The sequence below is a fragment of the Acinetobacter sp. 22323 genome (assembly GCF_052044895.1).
In the GTDB taxonomy this organism is placed as follows: domain Bacteria; phylum Pseudomonadota; class Gammaproteobacteria; order Pseudomonadales; family Moraxellaceae; genus Acinetobacter; species Acinetobacter schindleri.
On sequence record NZ_JBQEOL010000017.1, the window covers coordinates 56241 to 70660 of the forward strand.

13 protein-coding genes and 2 pseudogenes are annotated in these 14420 nt (G+C 40.8%); 11 read left to right on the top strand and 4 right to left on the bottom strand.

Annotation, left to right across the window (positions count from 1 at the left end):
* Positions 1 to 58: 58 nt before the first annotated feature.
* The 3 genes from ACTJIX_RS11705 to ACTJIX_RS11715 form a co-directional block, all read right to left on the bottom strand.
* The gene (locus tag ACTJIX_RS11705; RefSeq protein ID WP_348892356.1) at positions 59 to 781 is read right to left on the bottom strand and encodes an alpha/beta hydrolase; all 723 of its coding nucleotides are present in this window, start codon (positions 779 to 781) and stop codon (positions 59 to 61) included.
* Positions 782 to 868: 87 nt separating this feature from the next.
* On the bottom strand, positions 869 to 1858 hold the full coding sequence (gene bioB / locus ACTJIX_RS11710) for a biotin synthase BioB (RefSeq protein ID WP_008305604.1): 990 nt from the start codon (positions 1856 to 1858) through the stop codon (positions 869 to 871).
* Positions 1859 to 2363: 505 nt separating this feature from the next.
* On the bottom strand, positions 2364 to 2846 hold the full coding sequence (locus ACTJIX_RS11715) for a VOC family protein (RefSeq protein ID WP_071319916.1): 483 nt from the start codon (positions 2844 to 2846) through the stop codon (positions 2364 to 2366).
* Positions 2847 to 3074: 228 nt separating this feature from the next.
* Between ACTJIX_RS11715 and ACTJIX_RS11720 the strand changes: the two are divergent.
* From ACTJIX_RS11720 to ACTJIX_RS11740, 5 genes and pseudogenes are all read left to right on the top strand, one after another.
* Positions 3075 to 3231: pseudogene (locus tag ACTJIX_RS11720) on the top strand (spinster family MFS transporter); the annotation flags it as partial.
* Between the two features lie 504 nt (positions 3232 to 3735).
* Positions 3736 to 4797, top strand: a complete 1062-nt coding sequence (gene hppD / locus ACTJIX_RS11725; RefSeq protein WP_004893356.1) for a 4-hydroxyphenylpyruvate dioxygenase — start codon at positions 3736 to 3738, stop codon at positions 4795 to 4797.
* 172 nt (positions 4798 to 4969) lie between these two features.
* A complete protein-coding gene (locus tag ACTJIX_RS11730; RefSeq protein ID WP_348903038.1) occupies positions 4970 to 6370 on the top strand; it encodes an amino acid permease in 1401 nt (466 codons plus the stop codon).
* 29 nt (positions 6371 to 6399) lie between these two features.
* The gene (locus ACTJIX_RS11735) at positions 6400 to 7626 is read left to right on the top strand and encodes an amino acid aminotransferase (protein ID WP_348903037.1); all 1227 of its coding nucleotides are present in this window, start codon (positions 6400 to 6402) and stop codon (positions 7624 to 7626) included.
* A 455-nt stretch (positions 7627 to 8081) separates the two neighbouring features.
* Positions 8082 to 8552, top strand: a complete 471-nt coding sequence (locus ACTJIX_RS11740; protein WP_262467295.1) for a hypothetical protein — start codon at positions 8082 to 8084, stop codon at positions 8550 to 8552.
* Between the two features lie 260 nt (positions 8553 to 8812).
* Here ACTJIX_RS11740 and ACTJIX_RS11745 read toward each other — a convergent pair whose 3' ends face one another.
* Positions 8813 to 9634 carry an IclR family transcriptional regulator gene (locus tag ACTJIX_RS11745; RefSeq protein WP_348903035.1) on the bottom strand — a complete coding sequence of 274 codons (822 nt, stop codon included), beginning with the start codon at positions 9632 to 9634 and terminating at the stop codon, positions 8813 to 8815.
* Between the two features lie 188 nt (positions 9635 to 9822).
* Here ACTJIX_RS11745 and fahA point away from each other — a divergent pair, with 188 nt between their 5' ends.
* The 6 genes and pseudogenes from fahA to ACTJIX_RS11775 form a co-directional block, all read left to right on the top strand.
* The gene (gene fahA / locus ACTJIX_RS11750; protein ID WP_076753179.1) at positions 9823 to 11106 is read left to right on the top strand and encodes a fumarylacetoacetase; all 1284 of its coding nucleotides are present in this window, start codon (positions 9823 to 9825) and stop codon (positions 11104 to 11106) included.
* Positions 11107 to 11126: 20 nt separating this feature from the next.
* Complete coding sequence (maiA, locus tag ACTJIX_RS11755; RefSeq protein ID WP_076754872.1) at positions 11127 to 11765, top strand: maleylacetoacetate isomerase; 639 nt, start codon at positions 11127 to 11129, stop codon at positions 11763 to 11765.
* Between the two features lie 20 nt (positions 11766 to 11785).
* Positions 11786 to 12361, top strand: a complete 576-nt coding sequence (locus ACTJIX_RS11760) for a VOC family protein (protein ID WP_004893350.1) — start codon at positions 11786 to 11788, stop codon at positions 12359 to 12361.
* A gap of 23 nt (positions 12362 to 12384) precedes the next feature.
* Complete coding sequence (locus tag ACTJIX_RS11765; protein WP_076753178.1) at positions 12385 to 13086, top strand: CoA transferase subunit A; 702 nt, start codon at positions 12385 to 12387, stop codon at positions 13084 to 13086.
* Positions 13087 to 13088: 2 nt separating this feature from the next.
* Positions 13089 to 13736, top strand: a complete 648-nt coding sequence (locus ACTJIX_RS11770; protein ID WP_076753177.1) for a CoA transferase subunit B — start codon at positions 13089 to 13091, stop codon at positions 13734 to 13736.
* 573 nt (positions 13737 to 14309) lie between these two features.
* Positions 14310 to 14420, top strand: a pseudogene (locus tag ACTJIX_RS11775) (DDE-type integrase/transposase/recombinase); the annotation flags it as partial.

Consider the following 14420-nt stretch of genomic DNA (forward strand, 5'->3'; position numbering starts at 1 on the left):
TGATCTTAACGGTTTAATTCTGAAATGAACATCCAGTGGATATTCAGAGACTTTTTGATTAACGAAGTTCTGGTAAAAATTGCAAGATTGGCTCAATGACCAAACTGGTATCGAACAGGATAGCATCGTGCGCAGCTGAAATTTTTACCAAGTTCAGATGATCTGCATTGAAATGTGCAATATTTTGTATAACTTTGTAGGGAACTAACATATCGTTCTCAGAACTTATAAATAGCATCTTGCCAGGATAGCTTTTTAAGATATCTACCAAACTTAATTGTTCTAAAAGATAGAGATGAGCCTGCTGATAGGATAAATCAATATTTACCAACTGCTCTTGTAAATGTTTTGCCCGTTCTCGTGGTGCTACTGAACCCAAAGTGACCAGTGCACAGAAGCGTTTTAGAGCCTGTTGAGGTTGTAACATCACCGCCTGTTTAAACTGCTCATACTGCGCTTTAGGCATCGCGTGAGGCCAGTTCTCTTGCGCCACAAAGCAAGGGTTTGACATACAGGCAATTACGGGCTTGGCGACTTGTATCTGCTGATAGATTGCATTAGCCAATAACAATGCTAACTGCCCGCCAAGTGACCAGCCAATCAGTACATCTTTATCAGCTGCAGCCTGTACCTTTTCTGCCAGTACTGCTGCATTATTCGGGTCAAAGATATCCCAGACTTCGATCTGATGCTGTGGTGTTAACTGCTGTTCTAGCTGCTGTACAAATTCATTCAGTACCTGAGTCCCCAGTCCCCAGCCGCTGATGAGCAGAATTTTCATCAATCCTGTTCCCTATTTTTTGTCATCTATTCAATAAAAAAGGGATCAATCTCTTCCGGAATGATCCCTGATATACAGCTGCAAAATTTAAGCAGGCTGCATGGCATCCATAGCAAGCTCGCGGCCGGTTTTCTTCGGTGCTTCCGCTTTTAGCCCCAGTTTGGCAAACAGGGCTTTGTCCTTGCCTTCACCACTATTCGGTGCAGTCAGTAATTTATCACCTGAGAACAGTGAGTTAGCACCTGCCATGAATGCCAGGGCCTGATCGGAATCAGATAGAGACTCACGGCCTGCAGACAGACGGATATAGCTTTTTGGCATGATGATACGTGCTACGGCAATCGTCCGGATCCAGTCAATCACATCCAGCTTTTCTACATCGGCGAGCGGTGTTCCTTCGATTGGCACCAGCATATTAATTGGTACCGATTCTGGGTGAATTGGCATGGTCGCCAGTTCAAACAATAATCCCACACGGTCCTGTTTACCTTCACCTAACCCGACAATCCCGCCACTACATACATTAATTCCAGCTGAACGGACATGGTCTAAAGTATTTAAGCGATCGTCAAAAGTTCGGGTGCTAATGACATTCGCGTAATATTCACGCGAAGTGTCGAGGTTATGATTGTAATAATCCAGTCCAGCATCTTTTAAACGTTCTGCCTGAGAGGCATTCAACATACCTAAGGTCATGCAGGTTTCCATACCCAGCTTTTTTACTTCCTGGATCAATTCCAGCACATAAGGCATATCGCGCTCATGCGGATTCCGCCATGCTGCGCCCATACAGAAACGGGTCGATCCTGATTCTTTCGCCTGCTTTGCTTCAGCAATGGCTTTTTGTACCTCTACTCTTTTTTCAATTTCCAGATCTGTATCGTAATGGGCAGACTGGGAACAGTATTTACAGTCTTCCGGACAACGACCGGTTTTAATAGAGAGTAAGGTGCTGACCTGTACGGTATTGGCATCAAAATGCTCACGATGAATTTGCTGTGCCTGAAATAGCAGATCCATCAGTGGTTGATCATAAAGTGCCTGAATCTCGTCACGCGTCCAGTCATTGCGAATCATAGTCTCAACATCAATGTTAAAAAGGAATGCAGAAATAATACGCGGTTTTTTAAAAAATGGTTTAGCCTTTTCTATCAAAATTTGAAGGAATGACGCTAATTTATAAGCTGAGCTTTTCAATCAATTACAATTTTATGCTGCAAGATTTTATGATTTAAGCTGCTTTAATCCTTATTATTTATATATAAAACTTATAAATAAAATTCTCAATTTCTGTCTTGATAAAGATTAATAATGAGTTTGTAACTTACTCACTACCAAGCTCCTAAAAGCCAGTAAAACCAAGCTCATAGTAGAAGATTTAGAGTCCTTGGCTCTAAAAATCCAAAGGCTTTTTTATAAAAGTATTGTTTAACTCAAGCTGACAATTCATTAAAGTTTAAATCTGAGTCGGTACAAATAAAAAGCGCGAGATTTTTAAAATTTAGCTCAATCTATGTCTATTCATAAAGTGACTCGCTTCATCGGAAACATCAGATATACAAGCTGTATCAGTCCACATGACTTAACCACGAATCGCTGCCTGAATTATTGCTACATCAATTTTCTTCATTTTAAGCATGGCATCAAATGCCCTTTTTGCTACTGCAGGATCTGAACTGTAAGATGCTTCAAGTAAAGCCATGGGGATAATCTGCCAGGAAACTCCCCATTTATCCTTACACCAGCCGCATTCACTTTCTTGCCCACTATTGTTCACAATCGCATTCCAGTATCGGTCCGTTTCTTCCTGATCTTGTGTGGCCACTTGAAAGGAAAAAGCTTCATTATGCTTAAATTCTGGTCCACCATTTAAACCAATACATGGAATACCCAATACCGTAAAATTGACTGTAATGACATCTCCCTTTTTTCCTGACGGATAATCTCCAGGCGCAAGGACTATTGCTCCTACTGAGGAATCTGGGAAGGTTTCTGCATAAAACCGTGCAGCCTCTTCAGCATCGTGATCGTACCAAAGGCAGATGGTATTTTTTGCAATATTCATGATCTCACCTCTGCGTAGATAAGAGATAACGCATTTGTGCATTCTATATTCGACCTAAGCTGGCAAAAGGCCAGTTTCTTTGTTGTGTTTTTATTCTTCGAATTGTAATAGCAGGTACTTCTTGATCTGCTGCAGATTTTATAAAGTGCTTTGCAGCTGTTCCAAGCCACTAAAATGTTTATAAAGTTGTCGATGTCCAAGTCGACCATATGCCTTGCTTTTTCATTTGCGCTGATTACAGACCGCTACTTTGAAAATACCTTAATCGGTCGGAAACCCCATTTCTATGACAATGCGGTGGCCGGGGTAATTAGTGTTTTCCTACTGTATAAAGGCTGCCTGTATCTATCGTGAAAGTATAGAAGTGGAAAAACTGACAGATTAAATTCTTTCCAAACAGTAAGACCTTTAACCATTTAAAGGTTTTTTCTCTCTTTGTGGAAAATCAATTTAAAACCAAGTTCTGCATATTTCAATTTTTCAGGTTCTTTTCCTAAAAACCTGAGCTCAGCAGGCCTTACAAAATAGCTCGTTTAAGACGACTTAGCCTTACAAAAAGCTACATTTCCCGTGCATTAATTTCCTGGAATTATCTAAAAAATATTTTTATGAATAACATTAATTTATGTTATAAATTACCCCATTATTTTACTTTATTATTTATTACGTAATTAAATTACGTATTGAATAATATCTTATATCCAGTATGATGAGGTAAATTCCTTCTTTTTCTTGTATGCATCAGGAAGCGATGCAGTTCAGTAAGTAAAAGAAGTCAGGCAAACGGATTTGTCTACTCAATATAAAATGGCAGTGATACATCCGTGAGTCCTGAACAAGACAGTAAAAGATGAGCAATAGGATTGCTTTTAAATAATGAGGATGTTGTATGAATGAATTAGCCAATCCATTAGAACTGTGCGGATTCGAATTTATTGAATTTGTCTCTGAAGATGGCCAGCTGGATCCTGTTTTTCAAACCATCGGATTCACGAAAGTGGCGAAGCATAAATCGAAAAATGTTTACTTATGGCGCCAAGGCAATATTAATATCATTCTGAATTATCAGCCTGAATCATATGCAGCATATTTTTATAAAGAGCATGGTCCTTCTGCCTGTGCAATGGGATTCCGTACCAAGAATGCTGCGAAAGCTTTTCAAAAAGCAATTGAAATAGGTGCAGAGCCAATTTACAACAAAATCGGTCCAATGGAGCTGAACATTCCGGCGATTAAAGGTATTGGCGGTTCTCCAATCTTCCTGGTGGATTGTGACATTTACCAGAATGATTTTATTTTCTTTGATAACGTTCCATCCCGTCCACTGGGTACAGGTTTAAATGAAATCGATCATTTAACCCATAATGTGTATAAAGGCCGTATGCAGTACTGGTCAGATTTCTATGAAAAGATTTTCAATTTTCAGGAAATCCGCTATTTCGATATTAAAGGTGAATACACTGGCCTGACTTCTAAAGCCCTGACAGCGCCCGACGGTAAGATCCGTATTCCACTGAATGAAGATTCAGACAAAGGTAATGGTCAGATTGCTGAATTCTTAAATGAATTTAATGGTGAAGGCATTCAGCATATTGCCTTTATTTGTGATGATCTTCTGGAAACCTGGGACAAGCTTAAAGCCTTAGGTACCAAGTTTATGACACCGCCGCCAAGCACCTATTATGAAATGCTGGATGAGCGCTTGCCAAATCATGGTGAACCGGCAGATGAACTGCAAAAACGCGGCATCCTGTTGGATGGCAATACCAAAGACGGTAATAAACGCCTGCTGTTACAGATTTTCTCTGAAAATATGATTGGTCCGGTGTTCTTTGAGTTTATCCAGCGCAAAGATGACGATGGCTTCGGTGAAGGGAACTTTAAAGCCTTATTTGAATCCATTGAACGCGATCAGATCAAACGTGGCGTTCTGGACATCTCGAAAGCCTGATCTTTGTTTAAAATATACCGATGCATGTAGTGTCATATGCATCGGTATTACTGCCTCTGCTTCAAGATATACGCTTATATAAAACTTAAGATTCTGCACCGATGACGGTATAAAAATAATAAAGCCCATCATCACTGTTCAGTACTTAATCTCACATGGATGATAAATAAAAATGCAGCATATTGAACAAGGAAACCTGAAAAAGGGTTTAAGTAACCGGCATATTCAACTTATTGCACTGGGTGGTTCCATTGGTACCGGCCTGTTTCTCGGCATCTCACAAACCATCAAGCTGGCCGGGCCTTCCGTTATTCTGGGTTATGCCATTGCAGGCTTGATTGCTTTTCTAATGATGCGCCAGTTGGGTGAAATGATTGTACATGAACCTGTCAGCGGTTCTTTTAGCCATTTCGCTTATAAATACTGGGGCAAGTTTGCCGGATTTATGTCTGGCTGGAATTATTGGGTACTGAACATTCTGGTCTGTATGGCCGAATTAAGCGCTGTCGGCCTGTATGTGCATTACTGGTGGCCCGAAATCCCAACCTGGGTGTCTGCGCTCGGCTTCTTTATTTTCATTAATGTAATCAACTTACTTCACGTAAAATTATTTGGAGAAATGGAATTCTGGCTGGCGATCATTAAAGTCGGCGCCATTATTGCCATGATTGCTTTCGGTAGTTATTTACTGGCCAGTGGCAGTGGTCACAGCCAATCCAGTCTGGAAAATTTATGGCAATTGGGTGGCTTTTTCCCGAATGGGATTATGGGCCTGATTATGGCGATGGCCATGATCATGTTTGCTTTTGGCGGTATTGAACTGGTCGGCATTGCAGCGGCAGAAACAGATAACCCGAAAAAAACCTTACCTAAAGCAGTGAACCAGATTGTTTACCGTATTCTGTTATTTTATATCCTGAGCCTGGTGGTGATTCTATCGCTTTATCCTTGGAATATGATGGCGCAAGGCGGCAGTCCTTTCGTGCTGATTTTCGATTCGCTTGGTAGCCAGACAGTGGCCGCAGTTCTGAATTTTGTGGTTTTAACCGCAGCGATTTCGGTTTATAACAGTACTAATTACTGTACCAGCCGCATGCTGTTGGGATTAGCTCAACAAGGTAATGCTCCCAAATTTCTAGCTAAAATCAATCAGCGTGGTATTCCGGTCAATGCCGTTATGGTCTCGGCATTCTGTACGCTCCTATGTGTCTTGTTGAATTATCTGGTGCCAGAAAAAGCCTTTAGCATGCTGATGATGCTGGTGGTCGCAGCCATTGTGATTAACTGGGTGGTAATTTCCTATACCCATTTAAAATTCAAGACCTCCATGAACCGCATGCAGACCAGAACAGATTTTCCAAGTGTGGCTTACCCATTCACTAACTATTTATGTATCGTATTTATGGGCGGTATTCTGCTGATTATGAGCAGTACCCCAGAAATGCGAATTGCGGTTGTTATGATCCCGGTCTGGATTGGACTTCTAATGATTGCTTATTTCTTCAAACGTAAAAAAGAAAATCAGACAGCTGTGTTAAATACGACCAAAATCAGCTCTTTACCAGAAGCGTAATACTATATTAATTAGATTAGGATAGATTCATGTTTCAACATATTGACCCCTATGCCGGTGATCCGATTCTTTCTTTAATGGAAGAATTCAACAAAGATCAACGGAGTAACAAAGTCAACTTAAGTATCGGTCTGTACTACAATGAAGATAACATTGTGCCGCAGCTAGACTCAGTTCAGAAAGCTTATACTTATCTGACCCCTGACTATCATAAAGTTCGTGTCTATTTGCCGATGGATGGACTGAACAGCTTTAACCAGGCTACACAGAAATTAATTTTTGGAACTTCTAGCCCTGCTCGCGAGCAAGGCCGTGTAGTCACAATTCAGACCTTGGGCGGCTCGGGAGCGCTGAAAGTCGGCGCAGATTTTTTAAAGAAATATTTTCCAGAATCAGAAATCTGGGTCAGTCAGCCGACTTGGGAAAACCATATTGCGATCTTTAGTGGCGCTGGTATTCAAACCCATTTTTATCCTTATTATGATGCAGAAACCAATGCCGTAAATGTTCCGGCAATGCTGGAATGTTTAAAACAGTTGCCAGCGCAGAGCATCGTGCTACTACATCCCTGCTGTCATAATCCGACCGGGGCCGACTTACAGCCACATGAATGGGATCAAGTCATTGAAGTTTTAAAAGCCCAATCTTTAATTCCGTTCCTGGATATGGCGTATCAAGGTTTTGGTCAGGGTCTGGAACAGGATGCTTATGCCATCCGTGCACTTGATCAGGCCGGAATGCACTTCATCGTGAGCCATTCATTTTCCAAGATCTTTTCTTTATATGGAGAACGAATTGGCAGCCTGAGCTTTGTCTGTGATGATGGTAGCAGTGCGAAAAATGTGTTGGGTCAGTTAAAAGCTACAGTTCGCCGGATTTATTCAAGTCCAGCGGCCAATGGCGCTCTATTGGTCAGTCAGGTGTTAAATGATCCTGAACTGTTTAAGCAATGGCAAACTGAAGTTGAAGAAATGCGCCAGCGTATTTTACGCATGCGTGGCTTACTCAAAGAAAAACTGTCTCAGGCATTGCCAGAACTCGATTTTACTTACCTGACCCAGCAACAAGGCATGTTTAGCTATACCGGCTTAACTGCTGAGCAAGTGGATCTGTTAAAACAGCATTATGGTATTTATCTGGTTCGTAGTGGCCGGATGTGTACGGCGGGTCTGAACCTCAGCAATATTGATTATGTTGCCAAGTCGATGGCGGCTGTGATTAAAATGCAAAGTGAAGCTGAACCACTGATCGCTTAGAAATAATTAAGTTTTTAAATGCCTTCTAGCTTGAGTGCTCGAAGGCTTTTTTATGAATGGTGATTTGATCTTTTTAAATAAAAATAGAGTCAGGTTATGTTCGTAAGCAAAATCAATAATACTGGGATATCTATTCTTATTTCATCTGGACATTTTGTTCTGCACTAGGATTAAATGAAACCACATAAAATTGTGGAACATTGCTTCTTTATTAAGCGTTAAATATGAAAAATCATAAAAAAAGTCCGATCTGTGATGATCGGATTTTTTCTCATACAGTAAGATAATAATTTATAAAAGATAAATTTAAATATTTTCCGTATAACGTGTATTATGTTAATTTTAGAAAGACTTCATAAGTATTAATAAATTTATGTTCCGGGGCATTAAGAATTGATTCAGCTACTATAGTCTTTTATAGGAGCTAAGTATCCACTTTTTCTTAGGGGAATTTTATGCTTAGAACACTTCATATCTGTATAGGGATTGAATATCGACAAAAAGAGTTGTTTAAAAAAGCACTAATTAATAACAATATCAACTTTGAAATGTCTGGAGGAAATCTTCCTAAAAGAGTGGGCCCTTATTATAAAGACTTAGATATTATTCCCTGCCATTATTACCTCCTTGGAAGCAAAGACTGGAAAGAGGTTATTAAGGATCCGAAAAATATTAATCAATATGACGAATTTTCTGAGCCATTTCATATATTTTTATTACAAAATAAGTTTATAAATAACTACTTAAATCAATTCTCTACATTAGAAAAGGTTAAGGATTTTTTCATACCTAATGGCTCTCGCTTAATTTGTAGCTATGATAATTATATTCAGCATGAAGACATCATTTCATTTGAATCAGAAACAATAAATAACTTATCGAGGTTAGGTCTAGGAGTTGATTATAATCATGCACTTTATGATTAAACTTGATGTCTCACCCCACCTATTTAACATAAAGGCTGTTATACGAACTCTAAAGTATCTGATAGTTATGAATCTCTATTCAATTCTCTATAAGATTTTATATCCATTAAAAAAGAATAAGTATTCTTGTTTTATTTCATAATTAAGCCGCTTTTTAATTTCTCTCTAACGATCAAAAGTTGGATATAAAAAAGATCCAGCACCTCAATCAGGTCTGGATCTATGAAATGATTATAAGTGATATGCAATCAGTGAAAGTGTTAGACAGCGACCTCTGGATTAAACAAGGCATCAATCTGTTGCTGAATCCCGAGCAGATAATCAATAGCCTGTTGCATCTGGTCTGCTGGCAACTGGTCTTCGGTGCCAATACAGGTAATAACATGATCAAGCTGTCGACTGAAGTTATATACTGGAATCGCCACCGCATGGATGCCTACCATCATATCGCCGGTTACTGAAGCATAGCCCTGCTGCAGAATGTTCTCTTTAAGTTGCAAGAATTCTTTCCAGTTCGCAGGATATTGATCTGCTTTAGCGCTACTCGCCCACTCTTTTTCCAGCAAAGGCTTGATGATGTGTTCTGGCTGAAGGCAGGCATGTAAACGACCAGTTGCCGACTTTAGTAAAGGCATACGTGAGCCGACCCGGGTAATGATATTAAATACGTGGTTAGATTCAAGTGACTGAACCACGACGGCACCATCGGCAAACCATTTACTGACATGAATACTGCAATTTAAATGCTGCTGAATCTGCATAATATATTTTTGGGTTAATTCCAGCATATCGGTACGTTTTAAGGCATTGACGCCAAATGCATGAGCTCGCTCACCCAAGCTATAACGTCCATCACTGAGCTGCTGGGCATAACCTTTACGTATCAGACTCACCACATAACGATGTACTTTTGCAGGATGCATGGACAGGACTTCTGACAGCTCTTTTAACATCATCGGTGCATTATGTTCAGTCAATGCATCGAGTACAGTTAATCCTACTTCTAGAGACTGTACTCCTCCCTGTAATTTTTCTTCCTCAACGTTCATCGTTTCATCCTGCATATACGCATTAATTTTCATGGTTCTATCAAGCCATTGTACTACTGAAATCAAAAATCTTGCTCAGCCAAATCTGATTCCAGATTCAGATCATAGCGGCATTTTAACAAATTTACATTATTCATAATCAAATTATTTATTGCGTAATTTAAAAATATAAGTATGATTCTGTATAGCACTTAAATTTTCCACGGAAAGGATCCATATTTATGACGACGCGTTTAAAGTCATTTGTCGACATCGCTCCTGATTCAGATTTCCCTTTAGAAAACCTGCCTTATGGTATTTTCAGTGATAAGCAGAATGCTCAACCACGTGCCGGAGTTGCACTTGGAGAATGGGTGGTTGACCTGGCAGCATTGGAAGCAAAGGGTTATTTAAAGCTGGAACAAGGCCAGCAATTTTTTAACCAGCCGACTCTGAATGCCTTTATTGAGTCGGGTAAAGCCAACTGGTCTAAAGTACGAGCAGAGTTACAAGCATTATTGTCAGCCGATCATGCCGAATTGCGTGACAATCAGGAACTCCGTGATCAGGTTTTCTTTAAACAGTCAGATGTCAAAATGCATCTGCCGGTGTATATCCCGGGTTATACCGATTTCTATTCATCTAAAGAGCATGCCACCAATGTTGGCTGTATGTTCCGTGATCCGAAAAATGCACTGTTAGCCAACTGGTCAGAGCTGCCAGTCGGTTATAACGGTCGTGCCAGCTCCGTAATTGTTAGCGGTACAGAAATCGTGCGTCCATCCGGACAGATCAAATTACCGGATTCTGAACGTCCAGTCTTTTCTGCATGCCGCAAACTCGACTTCGAACTGGAAACCGGTTTTATTATTGGCAAGCCAAATCATCTAGGTAAGCCAATTGCAATTGAAAATGCCTGGGACCATATTTTTGGTATGGTGCTATTTAATGACTGGTCGGCGCGCGATTTGCAGCAATGGGAATATGTGCCCCTAGGTCCATTCAATGCCAAAACTTTCGCTTCTTCGATCTCGCCATGGGTCGTCACTTTGGAAGCACTTGAACCGTTTAAAACCAGTTCACCAGTTCAAGATCCCAAACCTCTGACTTATCTGCGTGAAGACAACAGTAGCAATAGCTATGACATCAATCTGTCTGTCGAGATCCAGCCTGAACATTCAGATCAAGCAGATGTGATCTGTAAGACCAATTTTAAATATATGTACTGGTCAATGGCACAGCAGCTGGCTCATCACACCATAGCAGGCTGTAATGTACAGGTTGGTGATCTGATGGGTTCAGGCACGATTTCCGGCTCTACGCCAGACTCTTATGGTTCATTACTGGAAATTACCTGGAATGCCACCAAGCCACTTACCTTGTCGAATGGTGAACAGCGCACTTTCATTCAGGACGGCGACACCGTAATCATGAAAGGCCATTGTGAAAAAGATGGCCTTCGTATCGGTTTCGGTGCTGTGAGCGGCAAAATTCTGCCAGCGATTAACTTCGGTTTTACTGAATAAGCCGGGGTGAAATCATGACCATGCAACTGTATACCTATTTTCGTAGTTCAGCCGCTTACCGGGTTCGTATTGCGCTCAACCTGAAAGAACTCAAAGCAGAACATATTCCGGTTCATCTGGTAAACAACGGCGGCGAACAGCATAGTGAAACGTTTCGACAGGTCAATCCGGGTGAGCTGGTCCCTGCCTTAATTGAAGATGATTTCACGCTGACCCAGTCGCTCAGCATGATTGAATATCTGGAAGAAAAATTTCCGGAAACTCCCCTGTTGCCCAAGGATTTGCAACAGCGTGCGCTGATTCGGGCCTTTAGTCTGAATATTGCCTGCGACATTCATCCCTTAAATAACCTGCGTGTACTTCAATACCTTAGTAAAACCCTGAGTGCCAGCGATGAACAGAAAACCGAATGGTACAGACACTGGGTCATCACCGGTTTAAAAGCGCTCGAAGCTCAATTAACGCTTTCAAATGGCCAATTCTGTTTTGGAGATCAGCCGAGTCTTGCAGATTGCTGTCTGATTCCACAGGTATATAACGCCAAACGTTTCAACATTGATCTTTTGGATTTCCCGAAAATTGAATCGATTTATGCCCATTGCAACTCACTAGACGCATTTCAAAAAGCTGCACCTGAAGCGCAGCCCGATGCAGCATAAGAATATATAAGGATATAAGTATGACCATTCAAATCGAAAAAATTCACCATGTCGCCTACCGCTGTAAAGATGCCAAAGAAACCGTGGAATGGTACAAAAAGAACCTGAATATGGACTTTATTCTGGCTTTTGCTGAGGATCATGTGCCATCTACCAAGGCTTTCGACCCATATATGCATCTGTTTTTAGATGCAGGCAATGGCAATGTGTTGGCCTTCTTTGAACTACCCACCCAACCGGAAATGGGCCGCGATGAAAACACCCCGAAATGGGTGCAGCACATTGCCTTAAAAGTGAAGGATCGTCAGGCATTAGTTCAGGCCAAAGAACATTTGGAAGCCAATGGCGTAGATGTACTGGGCATTACCAATCACGGCATTTTCCATTCGATTTACTTCTTCGATCCAAATGGTCATCGTCTGGAACTGGCTTATGATGATGAAAAAGCACACCAGAAAATTGCCATGATTACCGAAGCAATGAAGTATGACATGCTGGAACAATGGAGCAAAACCAAACGCGCACCTTCACATACACACTTCTTGCATGCGGATGAATTAGACCAGAGCGCTCGCGAAGCCAAGATGGATGCTTAAATTTTTAAAGGAAGGGATTTCTGATGAATAAAGTCGTTGCGAATGCTCAGGAAGCTTTAGCGGATATCGTGGCAGATCATCAAATACTGGCGGTCGGTGGATTTGGTTTATGCGGCATTCCTGAAGCACTCATAGAAGCCTTAAAAAATACCGGTGTCACTGGCCTCACCTGCATCTCCAATAATGCCGGTGTGGATGATTTTGGTTTGGGCAAATTGCTGCAAACCAAGCAGATCAAAAAAATGATTTCTTCTTATGTCGGTGAGAACAAGGAATTTGAACGCCAATATCTGAATGGTGAGCTGGAAGTGGAGCTGACACCCCAAGGAACACTGGCAGAAAAACTGCGTGCGGGCGGTGCTGGAATTCCTGCTTTCTACACCCAAACAGGTGTCGGCACATTGATTGCCGAAGGCAAAGAAGTCCGTGAATTTGATGGTAAAGAATTTATCCTGGAAAAGTCATTAACCGCAGATGTGGCACTGGTAAAAGCCTATAAAGCGGATAAGGCAGGAAATTTAGTCTTCCGTAAAACTGCGCGTAATTTCAATCCTGAATGTGCCATGGCCGGGAAAATTACTGTGGCTGAAGTTGAGCAGATCGTAGAGATTGGTGAACTTGATCCGGATGATATTCATCTACCTGGAATTTATGTAAACCGAATTATTGTCAATGCTTCACCGGATAAGCGCATTGAACAAATGACATTAAAGGCAGGAGCATAATCATGGCTTGGACTCGAAATGAAATGGCTCAACGTGCGGCACAGGAACTGGAAGATGGCTTCTATGTCAACCTCGGTATTGGCTTGCCAACCTTAGTCGCCAACTATATTCCAGAAAATATCAACGTCTGGCTCCAGTCTGAAAATGGTCTGCTAGGGATTGATGAATTCCCAACTTCAGAGACGATTGATGCAGACCTGATTAACGCCGGTAAACAGACAGTCACTGCTCGTAAAGGTGCAGCTTTCTTCTCCAGCTCAGAATCCTTTGCCATGATTCGCGGTGGTCATGTCAATATCGCTATTTTAGGCGCTATGGAAGTCTCCGAAACAGGTGATCTTGCCAACTGGATGATTCCGGGCAAGAAAGTCAAAGGTATGGGCGGTGCCATGGATCTGGTAGCCGGTGTGCAGAAAGTCGTAGTACTAATGGAGCATACGGCGAAAGACGGTTCCCCGAAAATCGTTCCTCAATGTACCTTGCCGCTGACCGGTAAAGGTGTCATCAACCGGATCATTACTGATCTCGGCGTTATGGATATTACTTCACGCGGAGTGGTTCTGGTAGAACTCGCTCAAGATGTCACACTGGAGCAGATTAAAGCTGCGACTGGAGTTAAGCTGATTACAGATAGAATTGAAGCTGCCTGATCTGCTTCTACTGAATAATCAAAGCAGCGAAAGCTGCTTTGATTATTCTTATGAAATATTCCTTTAGCATCGTAATTACACCGAAGATAAAGCATATTTTTCTATAATATTCATACTTTTGCCGTATAATTTTAAAAATCCCAATAAAATTTTATGAATGTAATTCACCTTATTGGATCAAATAAAATTATCTTTATTTCTATTCAAATAAGTTTGCAGAAAAACTATTTTTTTTCGGTTTATTATTTTTTTATTAAGCTCAATAAAACTTATAAAATTTAAGATTCAGAACTACTTTCACACTAATTTATATTTAAAGTGATCACTAAAGATAATGATGATAATAAAATTTTAATTAGTAGAAAAAATACTTAATAAAAAAGCCACTTATATAAGTGGCTTTTTTATAAGAAGAATTTTGGTGGAGGTGGCGTCAGTTGAACCAATCTTATAATATACTGATTTTATTGAGTTTTTAACAAATTAAAAAGATGCTTTACCCAGTTTTTACCCATTGATTTTTAAGGCATTTTTTCGGGTAAAAATCTTGTTCAAATCCTATCTCAGGACGGACGTGCTTTATCACGGTTAAAACGGGAAGGTAAATGTCCACCAGACCTTGAGCACAGGCAGATTAAGTATAAAAATAACGTGATTGAATGTGATCATGGCAAGCTAAAGCGG